The 22,860-nt window shown below is 57.7% G+C and carries 16 protein-coding genes; 7 read left to right on the top strand and 9 right to left on the bottom strand.

What is annotated here, in order from left to right:
• Together VF639_RS04720 and VF639_RS04715 are read left to right on the top strand one after the other, a co-directional pair.
• The coding region (locus VF639_RS04720; protein ID WP_331144733.1) for a pyruvate carboxylase at positions 1–3,086 on the top strand (3,086 nt) is incomplete at its 5' end.
• 21 nt (positions 3,087–3,107) lie between these two features.
• Positions 3,108–3,851 (top strand): hypothetical protein, encoded by a 744-nt coding sequence (locus tag VF639_RS04715; protein WP_331144732.1) that lies wholly within the window; start codon positions 3,108–3,110, stop codon positions 3,849–3,851.
• Positions 3,852–4,008: 157 nt separating this feature from the next.
• On the opposite strand, the gene VF639_RS04710 is transcribed toward VF639_RS04715, so the two are convergent.
• A complete protein-coding gene (locus VF639_RS04710; protein ID WP_331144731.1) occupies positions 4,009–4,455 on the bottom strand; it encodes an META domain-containing protein in 447 nt (148 codons plus the stop codon).
• Positions 4,456–4,618: 163 nt separating this feature from the next.
• Here VF639_RS04710 and VF639_RS04705 point away from each other — a divergent pair, with 163 nt between their 5' ends.
• Positions 4,619–5,908: a M20/M25/M40 family metallo-hydrolase gene (locus tag VF639_RS04705; RefSeq protein ID WP_331144730.1), complete on the top strand. Its 1,290-nt coding sequence runs from the start codon at positions 4,619–4,621 to the stop codon at positions 5,906–5,908.
• Positions 5,909–6,175: 267 nt separating this feature from the next.
• On the opposite strand, the gene VF639_RS04700 is transcribed toward VF639_RS04705, so the two are convergent.
• From VF639_RS04700 to VF639_RS04670, 7 genes are all read right to left on the bottom strand, one after another.
• Complete coding sequence (locus VF639_RS04700; RefSeq protein WP_331144729.1) at positions 6,176–8,194, bottom strand: ATP-binding protein; 2,019 nt, start codon at positions 8,192–8,194, stop codon at positions 6,176–6,178.
• 497 nt (positions 8,195–8,691) lie between these two features.
• Positions 8,692–9,552 carry a transporter gene (locus VF639_RS04695; RefSeq protein ID WP_331144728.1) on the bottom strand — a complete coding sequence of 287 codons (861 nt, stop codon included), beginning with the start codon at positions 9,550–9,552 and terminating at the stop codon, positions 8,692–8,694.
• 248 nt (positions 9,553–9,800) lie between these two features.
• A complete protein-coding gene (locus VF639_RS04690) occupies positions 9,801–12,944 on the bottom strand; it encodes an efflux RND transporter permease subunit (RefSeq protein ID WP_331144727.1) in 3,144 nt (1,047 codons plus the stop codon).
• A gap of 147 nt (positions 12,945–13,091) precedes the next feature.
• Positions 13,092–14,207 carry an efflux RND transporter periplasmic adaptor subunit gene (locus VF639_RS04685; RefSeq protein ID WP_331144726.1) on the bottom strand — a complete coding sequence of 372 codons (1,116 nt, stop codon included), beginning with the start codon at positions 14,205–14,207 and terminating at the stop codon, positions 13,092–13,094.
• A gap of 141 nt (positions 14,208–14,348) precedes the next feature.
• Complete coding sequence (locus VF639_RS04680; RefSeq protein ID WP_331144725.1) at positions 14,349–15,623, bottom strand: TolC family protein; 1,275 nt, start codon at positions 15,621–15,623, stop codon at positions 14,349–14,351.
• Positions 15,624–15,925: 302 nt separating this feature from the next.
• Positions 15,926–17,290, bottom strand: coding sequence for a sensor histidine kinase (locus tag VF639_RS04675; RefSeq protein WP_331144724.1), 1,365 nt, complete (start codon positions 17,288–17,290; stop codon positions 15,926–15,928).
• Between the two features lie 393 nt (positions 17,291–17,683).
• On the bottom strand, positions 17,684–18,358 hold the full coding sequence (locus VF639_RS04670) for a response regulator transcription factor (protein ID WP_331144723.1): 675 nt from the start codon (positions 18,356–18,358) through the stop codon (positions 17,684–17,686).
• A gap of 141 nt (positions 18,359–18,499) precedes the next feature.
• On the opposite strand from VF639_RS04670, the gene VF639_RS04665 reads away from it, so the two are divergent.
• Positions 18,500–19,579, top strand: coding sequence for a cobalamin B12-binding domain-containing protein (locus tag VF639_RS04665; RefSeq protein WP_331144722.1), 1,080 nt, complete (start codon positions 18,500–18,502; stop codon positions 19,577–19,579).
• A 28-nt stretch (positions 19,580–19,607) separates the two neighbouring features.
• Here VF639_RS04665 and VF639_RS04660 read toward each other — a convergent pair whose 3' ends face one another.
• Positions 19,608–19,946, bottom strand: coding sequence for a tetratricopeptide repeat protein (locus tag VF639_RS04660; protein ID WP_331144721.1), 339 nt, complete (start codon positions 19,944–19,946; stop codon positions 19,608–19,610).
• Positions 19,947–20,023: 77 nt separating this feature from the next.
• Between VF639_RS04660 and VF639_RS04655 the strand changes: the two genes are divergently transcribed.
• From VF639_RS04655 to VF639_RS04645, 3 genes are all read left to right on the top strand, one after another.
• On the top strand, positions 20,024–20,764 hold the full coding sequence (locus VF639_RS04655; RefSeq protein ID WP_331144720.1) for an electron transfer flavoprotein subunit beta/FixA family protein: 741 nt from the start codon (positions 20,024–20,026) through the stop codon (positions 20,762–20,764).
• Positions 20,765–20,870: 106 nt separating this feature from the next.
• Complete coding sequence (locus VF639_RS04650; protein WP_331144719.1) at positions 20,871–21,848, top strand: electron transfer flavoprotein subunit alpha/FixB family protein; 978 nt, start codon at positions 20,871–20,873, stop codon at positions 21,846–21,848.
• Positions 21,849–22,005: 157 nt separating this feature from the next.
• Positions 22,006–22,629, top strand: coding sequence for a bifunctional nuclease family protein (locus VF639_RS04645; RefSeq protein WP_331144718.1), 624 nt, complete (start codon positions 22,006–22,008; stop codon positions 22,627–22,629).
• Positions 22,630–22,860 lie beyond the last annotated feature (231 nt).

The raw sequence follows: 22,860 nt of genomic DNA, 5'->3' as shown, positions 1-22,860 counted from the left end.
AAAAAGTGGCCGTCGAGTGCCAGGTGCCCATCATCGAGAGCAGCACGCAGGACCTCACCGACCTGCCCATTGCGCAGGAAGAAGCCCACCGCATCGGGTATCCCGTGATGTTGAAGGCCGCTGCGGGCGGCGGCGGCCGCGGCATGCGCGTCATCCGCGACGACGAGGAGTTGGAGCGCGGCTTCTTCGAGGCCCGCAACGAGGCGCTTAAAGCCTTCGGCGACGATACCGTGTTCCTGGAGAAGTTTGTGGAGCAGCCCAAGCACATCGAGGTGCAGCTGGTAGCCGACAACCACGGCGGCCTCGTGCACCTCTACGAGCGCGACTGCTCGGTGCAGCGGCGCTACCAGAAGGTGGTGGAAGTGGCACCCTCGCTGAATCTGCCCGACCACATGCGCCACCTCCTCTACGAGTACGCGCTGCGCCTGGGCCGGGCCGTGCGCTACAACAACGTGGGCACCGTCGAGTTTCTGGTGAACCCCGAGCAGGACCGTATCTACTTCATCGAGGTGAACCCGCGCATTCAGGTGGAGCACACCGTGACGGAAATGATTACCGGCGTGGACCTCATCAAAACGCAGCTCCATATTGCCGACGGCAAACGCCTCACCGACCCGGAAATTGGGCTAGGCGGCGACATCAAGCCATCGAAAAACGGCTACGCCATTCAGTGCCGCATCACCACCGAAGACCCCACCAGCGACTTCAAGCCCGACTATGGCACCATCACGGCCTACCGTTCGGCCGGCGGTTTCGGCATCCGGCTCGACCAGGGCTCGGTCTACACCGGCGTGAAAGTGTCGCCGTTTTTCGACTCGTTGCTGGTGAAGGTATCCACCCATGCGCCCACGCTACGGGAAGCAGCCACCAAAATGGCCCGCACCCTCGACGAGTTTCGGGTGCGGGGCGTGCGCACCAACATCCAGTTTCTGCAAAACATCATTGCCCATCCCGTTTTCAAAGAAGGGGAGGCCAATGTGGACTTCATCAAAGACCACCCCGAACTGTTCAAGTTCAAAACCCGGCAAGACCGGGCCACCAAGGCCCTCAACTTCCTTGGCGAAATCATAGTGAACGGCAACCCCGACGTGAAGGGCCTCGTGGACAAGCAACGGGAGCTGCGCAAGCCGCGCCTGCCGCACTACGACCCCGACGCGCCGCTGCAACCCGGTACCAAAAACAAGCTCACCGAGCTAGGGCCCGAGGAGTTTGCCAAGTGGCTGCGCGCTGACCCGCAGATTCATTACACCGACACCACCCTGCGCGACTCGCACCAAAGCCTGTTGGCCACCCGCATGCGCACCTCCGACATGATGAAGGTAGCCGAGCGCTACGCCCACATGCACCCCCAAACCTTTTCGCTGGAGTGTTGGGGCGGCGCTACGTTCGACGTGGCGTTGCGCTTCCTGCACGAAGACCCGTGGGACCGGCTGGCGCAACTGCGCAAGGCCGTCCCCAACATCCTGCTTCAGATGCTGATTCGGGGGGCTAACGGCGTGGGCTACAAGGCCTACCCCGACAACCTGACCGAGCGGTTTGTACAGCAAGCGGCCGAAACCGGCATCGACGTGTTCCGCATCTTCGACTCGCTGAACTGGATGCCGGGCATGGAGGCCTGTATCGGCTTCGTGCGCAACAAAACCGACCGGCTCGCCGAAGCCAGCATCTGCTACACCGGCGACATTCTGGACCCCAAGCGCAACCAGAAATACAACCTGGAATACTACCTGCGCCTGGCCCGCCAGATTGAGGATGCCGGGGCGCACATTTTGTGCATCAAGGACATGGCCGGGCTGCTCAAGCCCTACGCCGCCACCGAGCTTATTACGGCCCTGCGCGACACCATCAGCCTGCCCATCCACCTACACACCCACGACACGAGCAGCCTGCAGGCTGCTACCTACCTGAAAGCGGTGGAAGCGGGCGTTGACGTGATTGACGTGGCACTCGGCAGCTTATCGGGGCTGACGTCGCAGCCTAACTTCAACTCCGTGGTGGAAATGCTGCGGGGCCAGCCGCACCACCGCGAGTTCAATCAGTTTTCCCTCAACGAGTTCAGTAACTATTGGGAAACGGTGCGCGAGTATTATTATCCGTTCGAATCGGGGTTGAAGGCGGGCAACTCCGAGGTGTTTCAGCACGAAATTCCGGGCGGGCAGTACAGCAACCTGCGGCCTCAGGCGGCGGCGTTGGGTTTGCTCGATAAGTTCGAAACCATCAAGAGCACTTTCGCCGATGTGAACCTGCTTTTTGGCGACATCCCGAAGGTTACGCCGTCCTCGAAAGTGGTTGGCGACATGGCATTGTACCTAGTGTCCAACAACCTAACTACGCGGGACGTGCTGGAACGCGGCGAGAGCCTGAACTTCCCGGAATCGGTGCGCGAGCTTTTCCGCGGCGACATCGGGCAGCCCGAAGGCGGCTGGCCCACCGAGGTGCAACGCGTCATTCTCAAAGACGAGCAGCCGTTCACCGACCGACCCAACGAGCACCTGGCCCCCATTGATTTCGAGGCGGAGTGGAAGAAGTTCGAGGAGAAGTTTGGGCCGAGCGTCAAGTTCACCGATTTGCTGTCGTGGCTGCTGTACCCGAAGGTATTCGAGCAGTATTGGGCGCACCTGGTGTTGTACGGCGACGCCAGCATTGTGCCCACGCCAGTATTCTACTACGGCTTGCAGCCCGGCGAGGAAACCCTGATAACCATTGCCCGCGGCAAGAGCATCATCGTCAGTTTGCAGTCTATTGGCACCGTAAACGAGGATGGCAACCGCACCATCTTCTTTAACCTCAACGGCCAGACCCGCAACGTGGAAGTGCGCGACCTGAGCGTGGAAGTGAAGCGCGTGCAAAACCAGAAAGCCGACAAAGCCAATGGCAAACAAGTAGGCGCGCCATTACAAGGTTTGCTCTCGAAAGTGCTAGTGAAAGACGGCGAGGAAGTGAAGCGCAACGCCCCGCTCTTCATCATCGAGGCCATGAAGATGGAAACCACCATCACCGCCCCCGACGATACCACCGTGCAAAGCCTGCACCTACCCGAAGGCACCTTGGTCAACGCCGACGATTTAGTATTGACGCTAGGGTAAAATGCAGCATATATCAGCGTTATGAAGACACGTTTCCTACTCACCCTCACGTTGCTCTCAACTGCCATCAGTGCACAGGCGCAGAACAGCCCCGCGCCGGCTTTCGAGCAGGTAGGGGCCGCGGCCCAGGCCAACCTGAACTCCTTGGTAGCGGGCAGTCCCGCCGTGGTGCGCAAGCCCGGAACCGAGGGCATTATAGGCTCGCCCTATGCCGACAAGCGGTGGCTGCCGGCCCGAATCACGCTGTCCAATAAAGTGCCGCTGGCACCGGTCCCGCTCAAGTATGACGTGCTAAACAGCCGCCTGCTGATGCGCCCCATCAACCGGCCCACCGATTCGCTGCAGCTCGACGACCGGCTGGTGGTTCGCTTTGAGCTGGAAGAGCCCTTGGCCGGTACCACTACAACCCGGCGGCGGGTGTTTCGGCGCTTCGAGGAGGCTCCCATTGCCAGCCAGCGCCTCGACTACGTGGAGGTGCTGCACGAAGGACGCTACTCGCTGCTGAAACGCTACGCGAAAGTGCTGCGCAAAGCCAACAACACCGGTGCCTACAACAACAGTGAGCGGTACGACGAGCTGGAAGACAAAAGCGTGTACTACCTGCGCCGCCCCAATGCCAGCCTCGTCCCACTTAAGCTGAATGTGAAAGCACTGCAAGGTGCCGTTCCGGAACTAGCTACGGCTCTAAAGCAGTCAGCAGCAGCCCAAACGGCCAAAACCGACGCCGAGTGGGCGGCCGTGCTCGATGCCGTGGACCCCAAGTAACGACTTTCATGCGGTGGACCTCACCCCCTAGCCCCCTCTCCAAAAGAGAGGGGAGACTAGCTCTAGTAAAGATTAGTTCTAAAAATTTAGCGACTAGTTCCTCTCTCTTTTCTAGAGGAGGCTAAGGAGTGAGGTCCCCGCATGAACAGCGCATGCGCTAATGCAAATACACGGCGTGCAGCACCGCTACTGGCTGGGTGGCGGCTTCGGCCAACAACCGTAAAGTGTCGCCGCTGATCTGGTAGGAGCGGGTGCTGGCTAAGGCGCTTAGGAAACGGGTTTCGGTGGCCAGGTCCGGGCAGGCCATTTTGGTGGATAGGAGGGGGCCGAAACGTAGCTGCCCGTCGGCGGGCAGCTCGAAGGGGCCGCGGAACCGGTTGCAGCCGGCGTGGCCTTCGGCGCTTAATTCATTGTTGCGCAGCAGCAGGTACACTTCGCCATTGGTCGGGACGGGTGCTGGCTGGCCGCCTAGGGTTTGGAGTACCCAGCGCGTATTACGCAAAGAGGCCATAGGCGTAGTCGATGAGGGCTGCGAAGTAGGGGGTGTCGTTTGGCAGGCTGGCAGCAGCAGAAAAATAGGCGCGATACGGAGCAAAGAGAACATAAGGCTAGAGGGAATAGTTGGCACTGGCAGATCAGGCAAGAAAAGGCAGTAATTGAAATGTACAAGCAGATGCGCAAATTGACTATTTTGCGCTATGCGTAAATTCTTTCCTGCCGTTCTGCTTCTTTTCTTATTTACTCTTCAGCTACAAGCGCAAAAAAAGTTGAAACCTGCCACTGTTCCTGCTGCGGGTGTGTCGGCGGCTACCGTGGAGCGCGTTGTGCGCACGTTGGCGGCTGATGCCATGCAGGGCCGCGCCGCCGCCAAACCTAGTGGTTTGCAGGCTGCTCAGTTTCTGGCCGGCGAGTTCAAGCGGCTAGAACTGCAAATGCTGCCCGGTTCAACCAGTTACGAGCAAACCTTCCCGGCCTACGAAACGCGCGTAGCGGCCTTGTTCGTGACGGTGAACAACACTCCTGTTGCCAAAGACAAAGCTTTACTGGTTTCCAGCCAGCCGCATCTGAACTGGACCGACACCGACGAGCCTGCCACGCGGGTGCTGGTTATTGGCCCGCAGGAAAACCCTCAGCAGTACCTGCGCGACATTCTGCGCCCCCGCGAAAACACGGTGGTATTGCTCGACCCGGCCCACACGGCCGCCTTCAAACGCGTTGCCGACTACATCAGCCACAGCAGCGTACGTCCGGAAAAGACCGGCAATCCTTTTTCGAGCGTGGTGGTGCTGACGCCCGCCCTGCCCGCCGGAAAAGTGACCTTCAAGGTAGCTGCCAACACGACGGTGCGCACCGTGGAGCTTCGCAATATTGTGGGCGTGCTACCGGGCAAGGACCCCGCCCATGCAACTGAGCAGGTCGTCTTCTCGGCCCACTACGACCACATCGGCTTTCTGTCCGCCGTGGCCGGCGACACCATTGCCAACGGGGCCGACGACGATGCCAGTGGCACTACGGCCGTAGTGGCGTTGGCTGAATACTTCAAGAAGAAAAACGACAACGCCCGCACGTTGATTTTCGTGGCCTTCACGGCCGAGGAAATCGGTGGTTTCGGCTCTCAGTACTTTTCCAAGCAGCTAGACCCGGCCAAGATTGTCGCCATGTTCAACATCGAAATGATTGGCAAGCTGTCGAAGTTCGGTCCCAATGCGGCTTTTGTTACCGGCTTTGAGCGGTCTGATTTTGGTTCGTTGCTGCAAGCCAATTTAAAGGGCAGCACCTTCCGTATCGAGCCCGACCCGTACCCCGAGCAGAACCTGTTTTACCGCTCCGATAACGCCACTCTGGCCCGCTTGGGCGTACCGGCCCACAGCATCAGCACCGACCAGATTCCAACCGATAAGCTCTACCATTCGGTAGATGACGAAGTGGAATCATTGAATCTGCCGAACATGACGGCCGTCATCAACGGTATTGCCCGCAGTGCCACCGGCATTGTATCCGGCCAGCAGACGCCCACCCGCATTGCCCCGGAAGCTGCCGCCACGCCAAAACCTTAGGCAGTTTCAGTTGCGGGGTCGAATACAGAAAAGCGGTAACGCGAAGTTGTACTTCGCGAGGCGTTGAACGACCGACAGGCAAGGATTGGCCCGGCGTCGGCAAGCGCCTCGCGAAGTGCAACTTCGCTTTGCCTCTTTTTGTGCTGTCGGATAGAGAAGGCTTGCTCTCGGCAAATAGTAAGACTATGCGTTAAGCACAAGGATAAGCGGCCCAGCTTTGCCTTAACGTGTAGCTAAGTGTGGACGCAGTGCCCCGAGCAAAGCTGGCTAGGCTGCGGTGTATGTTTGGAAGGAGGCGTTGCTTTGACTTGGCAAGACGTCCAGTACCTTGCCCGCCGCCGGCAAAGTAACCCACACCACTGCTCCCCCTTCAGGGCTTGTACTCATGCCGAGAGTACCCCCATGGCATTCGGCAAAAGTTCGGCATAGCTGCAAGCCTAAGCCTGTTCCTTGGGTAGAGCGACCCAAATCGGTGGCGCGCAGCTGCGGTTGCCGCGGATGCAGCACTTGCTTAAGCTGGCTGAGGGGCATGCCTGGCCCGGTATCGGCTACCGACACGCAGATTTGCGTTGGGTCGGTGGTGTCGGGGGTGGCTCGTAAGCGGATGGTACCGCCCGTGGGGGTAAACTTGAGGGCGTTGCTGACGAGGTTGCGCAAGATAGTTCGCACCATGTTCTGATCGGCGTACAAAATCAATTGCGGGTCCGCCTCATATTGCAGCTTGATTTGGTTGGAATGCGCAGTGATTTGAAACAACTCGTAGCACTCCGAAAAAAGCTCGCGCACAGTCAGGCGTTTGGGCTGGCAGCTTAGCTCGCCGGTTTCACTCACGGCCCAGTTCAGCAAATTATCGAGCAGCCCGTTAAGGCTCTGCGCCGACTCGCGGACTAGCTCGGGCAAATGGCGTAAGCCCTCTTGGTCGTTGTTACGTTGATAGAACTTGATTAACTCCGTAACGCCCGTAAAAGCCATTACCGGTCCGCGCAGGTCGTGCGCGATGATGGCGTAGAGCCGCGCCTTAGATTCGGCGAGCTGGTGAAGCTCCTGCGCGGCATTTTCCAGGGCTATATTTTTAGCAGCTACCAATTTGTGCTGCGCAGCCAGTTCTTTGCGGCCGCGCAGCAACTGGCCATAGAGTATGCTGCCCACAGCTACCAGCAGCAGCAGGCCACCTACTATCACCCCAAGCAACCGAATCCGGTTTTCGTCCCGCTCGGCGCGCAGCTGCGTTACCTTTTGACGCTGCGTTAGCAGCCGGATATTATCTTCCTGCTCGTGGGCGTTGTAGCGGCTTTGCAGCGCTGCCATGGCGCGGGCATTCACATCCGTCACCAGGCTGTCGCGCAGGCGTTGAAAACGCTGCTGCATGAGGTAGGCTTGTTGGTGCCGGCCGAGGGCGGCGTAGTTTTGGGCGAGCTGTTGATAAGCATTCTGCAAACGTTCGGGCGAGCCCACTTGCCGGGCGTAGCGCATGCCGAGCGTAGCAGCATCCAGGGCGGGCTGTAGCTCCTGCTGCGCCTGCATCACCGACGACAAATACGTATAAGCCCCCGACAAGCCGTATTCATCACCCAACACCCGATACAGCATGAGCGCCTCCAGCAAACTAACGCGGGCCGAGTCGGGCTGCTGCTGCCGGGCTTGTACCTTGCCCAGGGTGAAGAGACTGTTGGCTTGTCCGGGGAGGTTGTCGAGTATTGCGAAGAGCAACAAGGCCCGCCGGATGTATGCATTGGCTTGCGCGGGTTGGTTTTGCTGCCAGGCTAAATCGGCGAGGTTGCTTAGAAATAATGCTTGGTCGGCCGAATCGTGGCGTTGTTCGGCCAGGCCTAGCGCCTTGCGGTAGAAAGTGGCGGCCGTTGCAAAATGGTTGTGCAGAATGTGACACTTGGCAATGCCGTTATAGGCATAGCCCATGGCTTTCTTCATGCCCAAAGCCCGGAAGATGCGCAGGGCGGCCAGGTGCTGCCCTAGCGCTTCATCGGCACTGCCGGCCAGGGTTAAGCAAGTACCTAAGTCGTTGTGGCAACGGGCCTCCCCCTGCGGATAGTTGATTTTTCGGGCCAGGGCAATGCCTTGTTCCGCGTAACGGCGGGCACGCGGTAAGTCGGAGTGGCTAAGATGCCAGCAAAGCTCGTCGAGCAGCCGCACTCGAAGCGTATCGGTGAGTTTGGTGAGGGCTAGCTGCCGCTGTAAGCTGTCAAGGAGGGCAGGATCAGCGTTTTGGCCCTGAGCCACCAAGATACTTATGCCAAATAGCGTAAAAAAGAGTAACAGTGTTTTCACAAAAATCCAGCAAAAAGGAGCCTCAGGTCTTCTGCTCAAATCTACAGATAATTCTATATTAATTACACAATTCAATAAAGCTAAAATGCTATGAAAATTTATATAAAAATGAATTAATGCAATTATATTTTAGTCATTTCTCTCTGAATGAATGTTTTAGCATGAAATATGACAATTTCAATAGAGGTAAAGTAGATCTATAAACGAAAAATAATTTTTAAGGCATAAAAGCACCTTGAAAGTAGTTCTCTGAGCAAGCGTACCAAGCACTGCCGTGAAGCGGTATTACTAGCATCTTATCTTGAAATAAGAAATGATTAATACCATGATAAACCTAACTGCGAATTATTATTATAGTTCTGATCAGTAAAGGCCGGCAGCGCTATTGTAGCGTGCAATCAACTGCAAATCAGTAATTGTACAAATTTGCTAGCGGGGTTGTGCTTTGGGGGTAGCTTGAAAATCAGCGTAAAACAGGGCGGGTCTGCTTGGCATGGCTAACGCGGAAGCCGTACACTTACTCCCGCACCCAAGTAGGAGCCAGTGGGAGCATAAGAAGCCGTACCAGGGCCGTTGCCAGCCGTTATGTCGAGGCGAAGGTTAGCGAGTGGCCGCCAGTAGAGGCCGGAGGTAAGGCCAGGTTTCCATCCGGTCGTGCGCTGCCAAGTGGTGTAAGTTTCGGCAAAGAAACCGAAATGCTCCCCGAGCGGTCCATTCAAGGCCAGCGTGCCTACATATTGACCACGGCTCGTATCCGCAGCTTTAAAGCCGCGTTGCCGGAAGCCTAGGTTGGCCTCCAAGCCAAATCGTTGGCCGAGCTGCTGAGAAATCAGCAAGCGGGCCGCCGGCTCGTATACCTTGCCGGTATACGAAGCATCACCGTTGCGTAGCGTCATTTCAGCCAGCACTGCCACTTGAGAGCGGTTATCCTGGTTGGAAGAAGCCAGCATTTTAGCGCCCACTGTAAGCGGCGCAAACCCAAACGGCCCTACCGCAGGTGCCGGCACCGTCCCGACTTCAGGAATAAACGTGGAGTTGCCAGCCTCCGGTGCGTGCCGGTAATCCTGCTCCACCCGCAGTTCCATTAGTCCCCAAAATCCCACCCGCAGCAAGCCCCGGGAAAAAGCCTTGGACGTGCCAGCCGCCGGATTTAGCTGCCGCTGGCTGCCAACTTCGAGCTGCACCTGGCCGGGGCGCAGGATGTTGGTTGTGACGGTTTGGCCCGGTCGGTCGGGGCGGATGTTGCGGATGAACGGGGTGTCGGCATTATCGACGTTGGGGCCGACGGTTTGGGCCAGGGTGCGGGCGGGGCCGGCCAGTAAAAAGCCGGCGGCAGTCAGCAGAGTGGGTATGCGCATGCCTTCCGGACGCCGAGGCGCGGAAGAAAGTTCGGCAGGACCAAAAACGTAGCCTGCCAGCAAAAGGCCGGAGCCCACATAGGGTTGGCCCTTCACCTTCTTCTTTAAACCGAAAAAGCACCGGTACCATACGATACCGGTGCTTTTATAGTCCGTTCCTCTCCTCTAGAAAAGAGGTGCGCTCTGACAGACAGATCCAGATTATTTCGTCTGGTGCCTCTCCTAGAGGAGATGGAAGTGGTGCCCGCTTAAGCGCCTACCAGTACTGGTTCGCGCTCCATAACGGGGGCATTGGGCGCGTCTTGGTGCATTTCGCGGTAGAACCGCTCGAACACCAGCGGGAATACCAACAGCGTGAGGATGGTAGCCGAGACTAGCCCACCGATTACCACGATGGCTAGCGGTTTCTGCGTTTCCGAGCCGATACCAGTGCTTAAAGCGGCCGGGAACAAGCCGATCATGGCCATGAGGGCGGTCATCACCACGGGGCGTACTCTGGAGATTACGCCTTCGCGCAGGGCTTGGTCGAGCGGAATCTTGCGGCGTAGATTCTGCTTGAACACCGTGATGAGCACGATGCCATTTTGGATACAGATACCGAACAGCGCAATAAACCCGATGCCCGCCGAGATGCTGAAGTTGGTGTGCGTGACGTGCAAGGCTGCAATACCCCCGATAAGCGCAAACGGCACGTTCACGAGTACCAGGCCGGCATCCTTAGCGTTGCCGAACGTGATGAAAAGCAAAATGAAGATGATAACCAACGACACCGGCACCACCTGCGTGAGGCGTTTGGTGGCCCGCACCTGATTTTCAAATTCCCCGGCCCACGCAAGGCTGTAGCCCTTGGGCAGGTGCAGCTGCGCATTCACCTTCTGCTGGCCCTCGGCAATGGTAGAGCCCATGTCCCGGTCGCGCACCGAGAACTTCACGGCAATAAAGCGCTGGCCTCCATCATGGTACACAAAGGCGGGTCCCGTCACCGTCTGGATAGTGGCAATTTCCTTGAGGGCCACTTTGCTGCCGTGGATGGTGGGCACGCGCAGCTCGCCAATTTCGGCTTCGGTGCTGCGGTATTGCTTGGGGTAGCGGATGCGGATGTCGAACTTCCGCTCGCCCTCGTACAGCTCACTGGCTGCCTTGCCGCCAATGGCCATTTCCACCACCGCCTGCGCATCGGCCGCGGCCACGCCGTAGGTGGCCATCCGGGCCTGATCGAGGTGGATGCTTAGCTCGGGCTGGCCGAGGTTGCGCATGATGCCCAAGTCCTTCACGCCCCGGATACCGCGCAGAATGGTGGCTACCGAGTCGGCTTTTTCGTCAATGGTTTTCAGGTCTGGCCCAAAGATTTTCACGGCCAACGAAGCGTTGATGCCGGCTACCGCCTCGGCCACGTTGTCGATGATGGGCTGCGAGTAGTTATACACGATGCCGGGGTACTGGCGCAGCTTGGCATCCATCTCGTCGATGAGCTGCTCTTTGGTGATGTCGCGCTTCCATTCTTCCTTGGGCTTCAGGTTCACCTGGCACTGCACGTAGTACATGCCCGAGGGGTCGGTGCCGTCGTTGGAGCGGCCGGTTTGGCTGAGCACACCGTTCACTTCGGGAAACGAGCCGAGAATGTCGCGGAACTTGGCTACCATTTTGGTGGTCTCGGTCAGGGAGGTGGACATGGGCAGTTTGGCTTCCACCCACAGCGCGCCTTCATTCAATTCCGGCAGAAACTCGGTGCCCAAAAAGTGAAACGAATACAGCGCCGCGGCCATAATCCCGAAGGCCGTCAGCAAGCTTAGTTTCTTGTGGGCATAGGTGAAGCCGAAGCCGCGCATCACCAGCCGGTCGAAGAAGTTCACGATGGGGTTGTTCTTCTCGCGCACGTTCTTGTTGAGCAGGATGCTCGACAGCACCGGCACCAAGGTCAAAGTCAAAATCAGGGCCCCGATCAAGGCAAAGCCCAAGGTCCAGGCCAGCGGTGAGAACATCTTGCCTTCCACTTTCTCGAACGAGAAAATCGGAAGCAAACAGGTCAGGATGATGAGCTTCGAGAAGAAGATGGCCTTGCCTAACTCGCCGCCGGTTTTCTTGATGATGCTCATCTTGGCCAGCTTGTTATAAGTCGGCATTCCTACCTTGTGGGCCTTGTGGTCGAGCACCACAAACACGCCCTCCACCATCACCACGGCCCCGTCGATGATGATGCCGAAGTCGATGGCGCCCATGCTGAGCAGGTTGGCCGACATGCCTCGTAGCCGCAAACAGATGAAGGCAAACAGCAGCGCCAGCGGAATCACAATGGCCACGGTGAGCGTGGTGCGCCAGTCGGCCATGAACAAGAACACGACCACCGTCACCAGCAAAATGCCTTCGAGCAGGTTGTGAATCACGGTGTGCGTGCACCGGTCCATCAAGTTGTCCCGGTCGTAGAACGTAACCAGCTTTACATCGGAAGGCAGAATCTTGGTGTTCAGCTCCTCAATTTTCGCCTTGACGCGGCCCAGCACTTCGGCCGGATTTTCGCCCTTGCGCATAATCACGATGCCTTCCACCACGTCGTTCTGCTTGTCGAGGCCGGCCTGGCCGACGCGCGGCAGGTTGCTTTCCTGCACCGACGCTACGTTGCGCACCAGAATAGGCGTGTTGCTGATGTCCTTGACGATGATGCTGCCGATGTCGTTGATGTCATTGAGCAAACCGATACCGCGCACCACGTACGCTTGGCCGTTTTTCTCGATGACGTCGCCGCCCACGTTGATGTTGGAGCGCTGCACGGCCTGGTACACTTCCAGCGGCGTGAGGTCGTACTTCTGGAGCTGCGCCGGGTCCACGTTGATTTCGTAGGTTTTGGTGGTGCCCCCGAAGGCGGCCACGTCGGCCACGCCCGGCACCGACTTCAGCTGGCGCTCCACCACCCAGTCCTGCACGGCCAGCAGGTCGTTGGTGCTGCGGCCTTTGCCTTGCACGGTGTAGCGGAATATTTCGCCGGTCGGCCCGTAAGGCGGCTGCACGTGGTTTTCGCAGCCTTCGGGCAGTGCCACGCCGGCCAGCAGGTTGTTGACCTGCTGCCGTGCGAAGAAGTCTTCGACGTCGTCGTCGAAGTTGATTTTCAGCACCGACAGCCCGAACATCGAGATGGAGCGCATGTTCGACTTCTTCTGCACCGAGTTCATGGCCACCTCAATCGGCACCGACACGAACCGCTCCACTTCCTGCGCCGAGCGGCCCGGCCACTGGCTCACAATGATGATTTGGGTGTTGGTAACGTCCGGAAACGCCTCAATCGGCGTGTGCACGTAGCTATAAGCCCCGCCCACAATCAGCAGCGCCGTCATAAAAAAGACGAAGAAGCGGTTCTTGAGCGAAAAGGCAACAATACTTTGAATGAACTTGCCCATGTTTTTGAAAAGGAGCTAGGAGTTTGGAACTAGGAGCTAGGAGGAAGACGACCAAAACGGTGCGGCAGAGACAAGGAATGCCGTCAGATTATGTCATTGACTGGCAGGATTCTATCTCCTAACTCCAAACTCCTAGCTCCTGAAAGACTAATCGTTGAGCTCGTCGTAGACCAGCAGCTGATTTTGGGCGATGATTCGCTCGCCGTCTTTGAGGCCGGCTTGCACGTAGCTCACGTTGCCCACCGTTTTGGCGAGCTTCACTTCGCGGGTTTCCACGTGGCTTTTGTCTTTGAAGACCATCACGAAGTTGCGGTCCTTATCGAAGACCACGGAATTGGCTGGCACGGACAGCATCCGCTGGTTTTCAGTGTTTTCCACGTTGATCTGGGCGTACATCTCCGGCTTCAGCAGGTAGTCGGGATTCTCGAGCCGCACGCGCACCTTCATCACTTTGCTTTCCGGGTCGAGCACGTTGAACACCTTGTCGATGCGGCCCTTGAAGTGCTTGTCGGGATAAGCCAGCGTGGTTACATCGGCCACGTAGCCTTCCTTCACCTTGGAGATGTCGGACTCGAACACGCTGGCCATAATCCACACGTCGTCGAGGTTGCTCACGGTGAAGAGGTTGCCCACATTGTCGGCGTTGAACTGCATGTGGTCGGTCACGTTCTTCTCCGTGATGAAGCCTGAAATAGGGGCGCGCAGCTCATACGTGCCATCGGCCGATACGCCGTAGACGCTGAGCTGCTTGCGGCTCTTGCCCACGTTGCCGTGAGCTTTTTGCAGCTCCTTGCGGGCCAAGGTCACGTCGCGCTCCGAGGCTAGGCCGGCCTTGTACTGGTCTTCCAACACTTGCAGGTTCTTGTTGGCAATGTCGAGGTCGGTGCCGGCGGAGCTGTTCTGGTTTTGGAGGTCGGCAATTTCGCCGCTCCTAATCACGGCCAGCACCTGGCCCTTGGTTACATGGTCGCCGAGCTCCACGGAGAGCTGCTCGACCACGCCGCCCACCAGCGGAAACACCTTCACGGTTCGGTCGCCGTCGGAGGCAATCTGGCCCGAGAGGGTCAGCTCGTCGCGCACCGGCTCGTTGCGCACGGTATCAATCTTGAGTTCCCGCATCATCTGGTTGGACATGGTGAAGCCAGGGTCGGCTTTCTGGGTGGAGGTCGCATCTTTCTGAGCGCAGCCCACCAATCCCAGGGCGAGCGGGAAAGCCAGAAACAGGGTTTTGGGGGCTTGGGAGCTTAGGATCTTGGAGTTCATGATTGCTTATTGGGGGCTTAAAGGGTGGAGGGCCTGGCGTTCATTAAGACTTATATAGGGAGTGGGATGAGGTGGAGTTCAGGGGTTGAAGTAGAGCTGCGGAGCAACTTCCAAGCCCCCAAGCCCCCAACCTTCAGGTTCCTACTGAAACACCGGGCGGCCCACGGCGAAATTGAGTTGTTCGAAAGCCCGCACCCGGCTGGCCCGCAGGTTGTTGAGCTGCACCAGGTTGTTTTTGTAGCTCTCGTAGAAATCCAGAAACTCCACTACCGTCAGGTTGCGCTTGGCGTAGCTTTCGTCGATGCCTTTCATGAGGCGGTCGAAGTCGCTGGTTTCGCGGTCGGCGCTTTGGTAGAGCTGGTCGGTTTGGCGGGCTTGGCGCCAGGCCTCCTGCACGTCGTTCTGCACCACGAGTTGTTGCTGGCCGAGCTGCGCCTTGCTGACCTCAATCTGCTGCTGCGCCGTGTGGATGTTGCCCTGGTTGCGGTTGAAGATGGGCACGGCAATGCCGAGCGTCACGGCATTGTAGTTCTGGATGTAGTTGCCGGCCCGGTCGTACACGTAGCCCGCGGCCAAATCGGGCGCGGCCAGGGCGCGTTGCAGGCGCAGATTCTGCGTTTGCTGCTGCACGGCGGCTTGGCGGGCCTTCACGTCGGCCCGGTTCACCTGCGCTGAGTCGATAAGCTGGTCTTCGGTGCGGCCCGCCAGACTTAAGGCGCGCAAGTGGTTGAGGTCGGCCGTGGGTACGTAGTAGGCCCCGCTCGTATCGCGCATCAGGGTGCGCAGGTCGGCTTGTTCGGTGGCAATGTCGGAGAGCAACGCCTGCCGCTCGTTCAGGAGCTGGAACAGGAAGGCTTTCAGGCGAATCACCTCTTTGAGCGCAATATTGCCCTTGTCGTACTGACTCTGGTAGAGGGTTACCGTGCGTTGGAAGCTGGCCACTTCCTTGTCGTACACGCTCACGCTCTGCTGTTTGTAGTACAGGTCGTAGAAGGTGCTGCGCAGCTCGTAGCGCAGGTTCCGGAGCAGGTCTTCGAAGGTGAACTGCTCGACCAGCGCGTTCTGCTGCGCCACGTTGGTGGCGGCTTTGCGGCGGCCGGCAAGGGAAAACAGCTGCTGTACCTGCACGGCCGTGTTGCCGGTGCGGGTTACGTCCAACGCTTTGTGCGTTTGGGGGTTGTAGGTGTTTTGCTCCAGCGTAATGGTGGGGTTGTCCCAGAGCTTGGCTTGCAGAATCTGCGCCTGCGCCGCCGACACGTTGTAGCGCTGGGCCAGCAGCGTCAGGTTGTTTTCCACGAAGCGTTTTTCCGCTTCCGGGAGCGTCAGGCGTACGGTGTCGGCCCCGAGAGGCGCCGCGGCGCGGGCAGTGAAACTGACTAGCAGAACGGTAGTCAGCAAAAGAAAGAAGCGTTGCATATCCGGTTGTGGTGGTTGGATATGCAAGAGTACTCCGGTGATATTAGGCCCGGGTTAGAGGTACATTAGAAACAGATTAGAAAAGAAAAATATTTTTAAAAACCTCGTTTCCGAGCTGTAAAAGCTGTTTTTGGTGCCAGCATTTAAGCGCATTAGTCCATAAAAATCAGGCACGGCGGTTTGCACAAACAACGAGTAGTCGAGCGCTTCTTCCCTTGGCCCCCCGAAATGCCATACCCCAGCCGCCGCAACCTGCTGTTACGCAGAGGCGGGGCGTGGTCCTGCGAATGGCCGTCGGCACTTTATCCGGCCACCACAAACGTTATTTCTGCCGTAGTGCCTTCGCCCAGGCGCGACTGAACATGGAGCTGTCCGCCGTGCAACTCCACAATGCGGCGGGCCAGCGGCAGGCCCACCCCGTGCCCAACCACGCCGCGCGCATTGTCGGCCCGGTAAAAAGGCTGGAATATCTGCGGCAGCGCCTTTTCGGCGATGCCAATACCCTGGTCCGTCACCAGAATCCGGATGCGGCCGGGGGTGTGGGTGAAGCGCACTGCTACCGGGGTGGTAGGATCAGAGTACTTGAGGGCGTTGTCGAAGAGGTTGGTGAGGGCGCGGCTGAGCAGCTGGCGGTTGCCACAAATTTCCAGTGGGGTCGGGTCGGGGGGGAGCTTGTCGAGGGTGATGTGGATGCGGCGGCGTTGGTCGGGCGACACGGCTTCGCGGGCTTCCCACAGTAGCTCGTCTAGCCGTAAGTCGTCGGTGAGCAGGGCATTGCTGGTTTGGTTGAGGTCGAGCAGGTTGTTGAGCAACGACTTTAACTGTTGCAGCTCGGCCAGTACCGAGGCCACCGCCTCGCGGTAAGCGGCGGGTTCCCGGTCGCGGTTCAGCAGCACCTGCAACTCCCCAATGCTGGCCGTAAGCGGCGTGCGTAGCTCGTGCGAGGCGTTGCTGACGAAGGTGCGCTGGCCCTCGAAGCTTTCTTCCAACCGTTCCAGCAGCCGGTTGAAGGCGCGCGCCAGGCGCGCAATTTCGTCCTGCTCATGGCTGACGTTGGCATCTACGCGCCGGTGCAGGTCCTGCGCCGTTATGCGGTCTACCTGGTCGTTGACGGCGGCAATGGGGGCCAGCGCCTTACCCGCAAATACTCGTCCGGCTACGTAAATCACCACCAGGCTTGCCACGAAGATGCAAGCCAGAATGGTAGCCAAGTGCTCGAGCCGTGCCCGCCCCGCGTGGTTTTCGGCGGCCGCCACAATCACGAAGTCTCCTTGGTTGTCGTGGTAAAACAAGCCTACTGCTTGCCGCGGCCCCACATCAAAGTACACCAGCTTATCAGCGAGTACGCGCGCCAGAACCCGGTCGGAAATCTTCACCCGCACGTCTTGCTCGATAAATCGGGGTGTTAGCCGCGCATCGTAAATCTGGAGGACCTCGCCGGTAAGCGTGCGTAAGTAGCGCCGCTGGAAGTCCCGAAAGGCCGTTTCGTGCAGCTCGTCCTGTTCCAGAAATACGTAGCCCGTTACCTCGGCCCGGTCGCGCAGGCGCTGGTGAAATTCCTGATGCGTGTAATCGCTCTGCAGAATGTAAATCACCGACATCACCGCCAACAACAGCACCGCCACTAACCCCACAAATAGCCACGTCAAACGATTACGGATGGTCATGAGGGGTGGAGTAGGGGACTTAATTATTTAACGGACTGGTGAGTTGATAGTGCCTTTACGTAGTCAATAGGTCGACGAAAAAGAGTGATGAATCAATGAAGTTATTCACAGAACCGCTCGCCCGTCAGGCTTCATCTAGCGTCCGCATGTGGCGCCTCAAGCCAAGGACCGGAGGCATAGTCGAAGCATCTCGCTGGTGTAATAAAATCGACAGAGGAAGTTAGATGCTTCCTTCGTCAGCACAACATCTACGTTTTGTAACGTCAGCACGCCAGATGCTTCGACTGCGGCTGCGCAGATATTAGATGAAGGATGACAGGCGAGTGATTTTGCTAATCAGCTTCAATGGATTTAATCCTTACAAGCTCATTGAATCCTGCTTGAACCAACCTGCTATTCCACCCGCAGTACGTAGCCCATGCCGACTACTGTGTGAATCAGCTTCTGTTCGAAGCCCTTATCCACCTTGTTGCGCAGGTAATTCACATATACATCAATCACGTTGGAGCCGGAGTCGAAAGAATCCTCCCACGAGTTTTCAGCTATTTCGGCGCGGCTTAGCACGCGGCCAGGGTGGCGCATAAACAGCTCCAGCAGTCCAAACTCGCGGGCCGTGAGCTTGATGGGCTGGTCGGCGCGGGTCACGGTTTTGGCGATAGTGTTCAATGTAAGGTCGGCTAAGGTGAGGACGGCGCCTTTCACTTCCTGGCCGCGGCGGCGCGTCAGGGCCCGGACCCGGGCCAGCAGTTCCGAAAAGTCGAAGGGCTTGACGAGGTAGTCGTCGGCGCCGCCGTCGAAGCCCTGAAGCTTGTCTTGGGTGGTACCTAGTGCCGTGAGCATCAGCACGGGCACCTGCTGGTCGTGCGTACGAACGACCTTGAGCACCTCGTAGCCGTTGCGGTGGGGCAGAATCACGTCCAGGATAATGAGTTCGTAGGAGTTGCTTAAGGCCAGCCGCCCGCCCATATCCCCATCAAAGGCGGTATCTACTGTAAACCCTTCCTCTTCCAAGCCCCGGCGAATGAAAGCCGATACTTTGGGTTCATCTTCTACCAGGAGGATTCTCATATTTAGTTGGAATTAAAGCGGTCGGCTCCACGTTGCTTCTCTAGATGAAACCACAATAAGCTTGATTCGTACTACACACGTAAAGCTATTATGCGTAAAAGTGCAGACAACAGCTTAGTTTTTTAATTACCCAGTTTTTTGATGCCCACCTCGTCTGCTCCGCACCAGGCTATAGCTGATTTTCTGTACGAACAAGCGCCTGCTTTGGCACGTGCTGCTTGCCGCCAAGTACTTAACAGCTTGGTTGGTCTGACAGAAGCTGAATTGCTGGAAGACTTGAAAAGTCATTGCCACCCCTTGGCTGATGCCTTGCTAATGAACAGCGTGTCGCTGCTGGAAGCCCACCTCGAGCATGCCCGTTACCTACCCAGCCTTTCACCGGAGCGCGACGACCAGTTGCGGCAGCAGCTCAATGCCCTGCGCCAGGTCCTTAGCCAGCGCCTGACCATTACCGACTACAATCTTACGCTGCCTTACTTCTATGCCGGACTAGCGGTAGTCAGCAAGCCTATCACGCCCCCGACAGCTGATGCGGTTTCGGTTTTGCACAACGGAGCCCCGCTGGTGGCCGAAGCCCGGCAATACCTGGGGCGGCTGCTGGCTGGCCAGCGCACCGAAGCCCTGACCGGTATCCGGCAGGCGGTGCGCGAAGGAGCCCACGTACGCGACATCTACCTGCACATCTTCCAGCCGGTGCAGCGCGAAGTAGGCCGCCTATGGCATGAAGGCAAGATAGACGTAGCGCAAGAGCATTATTGCACCGCCGCCACCGAACTGTCTATTGCCACCCTGCACGCGCACCTGATGGCCGCCCCGCGCAACGGCCGCCGGCTGGTGGCAGCCACCCTCTCCGGCGACTTGCACGTAATGCCGCTGCGCATGGTGAGCGACTTTCTGGAGTCGGATGGATGGGATGCCTACTTTTTGGGCGCCAACACGCCGGCCGCTTCGGTGTGGCAAGCCGTACTGGCTCACCGCGCCGAGCTGCTGGTAATAGGAGCTTCCATGAGCCACCACGTGGCGCGCGTCAGGGAGTTGCTGGCCGAGCGGCCGGCCGTTTGTGCTGCCACTCGCGTAATGGTGGGCGGCGCCCCGTTCAATGCCGATCCTACGCTCTGGCAGGCCGTGGGCGCCGACGCTTCGGCCCCGGACGCTATGGGAGCCATAGCCGAAGCCAGACGCCTTTTCAGTGGCAAACCGAAAGTGAGTGCGTTGGTATAAGGTAGCAGCGGGTCGTACGCATACACCGCTAATCGTCTTCGTAGTCAAGACCTAGGCACTTGTTCAGGGCCTGTTGCAGCTCACTGGCGGCATGCATCTGGCCGGCCTGGCGGCTCACGCGCAGACCTTCGCGGTAAACCTTTTCGGCCTCTTCCGGCTTCTGAATCTGTTCGAGCAGCTTGCCGGCGTGATAGTACGTGCCCACGTAATCGGGGTGCTCGACCAGAAGTTTCTGAAAATATTCCAAAGCCCGCAGAGGCTCCGTCGCCTTGTATTCGGTGGCTAAGGCGTATATCGTGAAGGGGTCGTTGGGCTCGTCTTGGTAGAAGGCCAGTAGTTGTTGGAGGCGGCTAGGTTGGGTTTCCATCAGGCAGGAGTTTTCAGTATCTTTGCCCCAAATTTCAGGTTTTCCCGTAGTTTATCCTCCCACTCAAGCAGCCGTAGATGAAGTTTCTCGTTTGCATCAGCAACGTACCCGACACGACCACCAAAATTGCCTTCACTCCCGACAACAAGGAGTTCAACAAGGCCGGTGTCCAATTCGTGATTAATCCTTGGGATGAATATGCCCTCACGCGCGCCATTGAGCTAAAAGAGGCGCAGGGCGGCGGCACCGTCACGGTGCTCAACGTGGGCGAAGCCGACACCGAGCCCAACATCCGCAAGGCCTTAGCCATCGGGGCCGATGATGCTATCCGCATAAACGCAGCGCCGAAAGATGCCTTTTTTGTTGCGCAGCAAATTGCTAACGTGGCCAAAGAAGGCGCCTACGACGTAATTCTGATGGGCAAGGAGAGCATCGACTACAACGGTTTTCAGGTGCACGGCATGGTAGGCGAGCTACTCGGTATCCCAACCGTAGCCCCGGCTATGAAGCTGGATATGAGCGGCAGCACGGCCACTCTGGAGCGTGAAATCGAGGGTGGCAAGGAGATAGTGCAAGTGAATACGCCCTTTGTAGCGTCTTGCCAGCAGCCGATGTGTGAGCCCCGCATTCCCAACATGCGCGGTATCATGACGGCCCGCACCAAGCCGCTGAAAGTAGTAGAGCCCACCACCGATGCCCCCCGCACTATGGTTTCGGAATACGCGCTACCGCCCAAGAAACAGGGCGTTAAGCTTGTCCCGGCTGAAAATGCCGGCGAGCTAATCAGATTGCTTCGCAACGAGGCTAAGGTAATCTAGTTGGTTTTTGGTTTCTGGTTCTTGGTTTTTGGCCTTTGTCCAATTCCAAATACCAGCTTCCTTATGAGTTCCAAAAACCAAGAACCAAAAACAAAAAACCAAGAAAATGTCTGTTCTAGTTGTTGTTGAATGTGATGGCGGCGAGGTAAAGAAATCGTCGTTGGAAGTGGCCTCTTATGGCAGCCAAGTAGCTCAGATGCTTGGCACTACGGCCACGGCCGTAGCCGTAGGCGAGGCTTCCGAAGCCAGTCTGGCCAAGCTCGGTGAGCAAGGTATCACGAAGGTGCTTTACGATGCGGAACCTCGCCTCAAAGACTTTGTGAATGGCGCCTACACCAAGCTGATTGCCGCCGCCGCTCAAAAAGAAGATTCCAAAATAATTGTACTGGCCAACTCCAACATTGGGGCTTCGGTGGGCTCGCGCCTGTCGGTGCGGTTGCAGGCTAGCTTGGCTACCAACGTAGTAGAGCTGCCCAAAACCGATGGTGGCAGCTTCGTGGTGAAGCGCGGCGCCTTCTCGGGCAAAGCCTTTGCCGATGTGAAGCTGGAAGGCGAGCGGAAGATTATTGCCGTTAAAAAGAACTCTATCGAAGCGCTGCACGAAGCCGGCAAAACCGCGCAAGTGGAAAGCTTCTCGGCCCAACTCGCCGATGCCGATTTCACTGATGCCCCCAAGCAAGTGGTCATGCAAGACCAGGCTGGTGGCATTCTGTTGCCCGAAGCCGACAAAGTAGTATCTGGTGGCCGGGGTATGAAAGGTCCTGAGAACTGGAACCTCATCGAAGACCTGGCTAAAGCCATCGGCGCGGCTACGGCCTGCTCCAAGCCCGTTTCCGACGTCGATTGGCGCCCTCACCACGAGCACGTAGGCCAAACCGGCATTACCGTATCGCCGAACCTGTACATTGCCTGCGGTATTTCGGGTGCTATTCAGCACCTAGCGGGCGTCAACTCTAGCAAGGTGATTGTCGTTATCAACAAAGACCCGGAAGCCCCGTTCTTTAAAGCAGCCGATTATGGCATCGTAGGCGACGTATTCGACGTGCTGCCGAAGCTGACGCAAGCCGTAAAAGAGCTAAGCTAGAAACTTGGGGACTTGAGAATCCGATACTTGGCTTCGGTTGCAGCGTCAGGTTCTCAAGTCTTTTTTCGTTTCTTTTAGTGCGAGCCGGAAGCCTTTGTTTTCTTTGCACGTAGTAAGGCCGAAACCCAAGTCCTAAGTCTCAAAGTCACCAAGACCCTTGAAAAAAATACCGCTCGAAATCCTCGGCCTCTCCTCCAGCCAGTCGCAGTCCGGCTCTTTCGCCCTGATTTTAGGCGAAAAGACCGGCAACCGTCGTCTGCCCATCATCATTGGTATGTTCGAGGCACAGAGCATTGCCATTCAGATAGAGAAAATAAATCCGAATCGGCCGCTCACGCACGATTTGTTTAAATCTTTCGCCGAGCACGTACACGTTGCCGTGCTGGAAGTGATAATCTCGGACCTAAAAGAAGGCGTCTTCTACTCGAAAATCGTGTGCTCTGACGGGGCTACCACCTTCGAGCTCGACTCCCGGCCTTCCGATGCCATTGCCATTGGCCTGCGTTTCGGAGTGCCCATCTTCACAGTGGAAAGTGTGCTGAGCGAAGCCGGTATCATCTTATCGGAACTCGACGAAAACGCCGAAGACGCCGACGAGGACGACGAGGATGAGGACGACGATACCCCCGCCGGCCCGGCCAAGCCCGAGCCCACGCCCCGCGACCCAAGCGGACAGGTATCGTTGGACGAGCTAACTAAGATGCTGGCCCAAGCCCTGGAGCGCGAGGACTACGAAAAAGCCGCCAAAATTCGCGACGAACTCAACAAGCGCGACGGCTAATAACCACCACGAATATTCACTGAAGGCCACACCCTCCAAGGTGTGGCCTTCTTGTTTGCTGCCAACAGGCCGTAGCGCCTGGGCTCTTGCCGGTTGTAGTATTCTATCGTTGAACGAGACGGCAGCTTCGATTCTCGTTGGAACAACGGTTTAGGGAGCCACCAGTGTTGGTGATGCCCGCCGGATGCGGCTCTTTACACGATGTTGATCGATAGTGATATCGTAAAAACG

The organism is Hymenobacter sp. (assembly GCF_036387835.1).
Taxonomy (GTDB): Bacteria; Bacteroidota; Bacteroidia; order Cytophagales; family Hymenobacteraceae; genus Hymenobacter.
This window is presented reverse-complemented; position numbering and strand designations above follow the sequence as displayed.

Coding starts and splice junctions, on each gene's coding strand:
- VF639_RS04660 (WP_331144721.1), bottom strand. CDS start 19,946: ATGGAAACCCAACCTAGCCGCCTCCAACAACTACTGGCCTTCTACCAA.
- VF639_RS04675 (WP_331144724.1), bottom strand. CDS start 17,290: ATGACCATCCGTAATCGTTTGACGTGGCTATTTGTGGGGTTAGTGGCG.
- VF639_RS04715 (WP_331144732.1), top strand. CDS start 3,108: ATGAAGACACGTTTCCTACTCACCCTCACGTTGCTCTCAACTGCCATC.
- VF639_RS04650 (WP_331144719.1), top strand. CDS start 20,871: ATGTCTGTTCTAGTTGTTGTTGAATGTGATGGCGGCGAGGTAAAGAAA.
- VF639_RS04655 (WP_331144720.1), top strand. CDS start 20,024: ATGAAGTTTCTCGTTTGCATCAGCAACGTACCCGACACGACCACCAAA.
- VF639_RS04695 (WP_331144728.1), bottom strand. CDS start 9,552: ATGCGCATACCCACTCTGCTGACTGCCGCCGGCTTTTTACTGGCCGGC.
- VF639_RS04665 (WP_331144722.1), top strand. CDS start 18,500: ATGCCCACCTCGTCTGCTCCGCACCAGGCTATAGCTGATTTTCTGTAC.
- VF639_RS04685 (WP_331144726.1), bottom strand. CDS start 14,207: ATGAACTCCAAGATCCTAAGCTCCCAAGCCCCCAAAACCCTGTTTCTG.
- VF639_RS04710 (WP_331144731.1), bottom strand. CDS start 4,455: ATGTTCTCTTTGCTCCGTATCGCGCCTATTTTTCTGCTGCTGCCAGCC.
- VF639_RS04670 (WP_331144723.1), bottom strand. CDS start 18,358: ATGAGAATCCTCCTGGTAGAAGATGAACCCAAAGTATCGGCTTTCATT.
- VF639_RS04680 (WP_331144725.1), bottom strand. CDS start 15,623: ATGCAACGCTTCTTTCTTTTGCTGACTACCGTTCTGCTAGTCAGTTTC.
- VF639_RS04690 (WP_331144727.1), bottom strand. CDS start 12,944: ATGGGCAAGTTCATTCAAAGTATTGTTGCCTTTTCGCTCAAGAACCGC.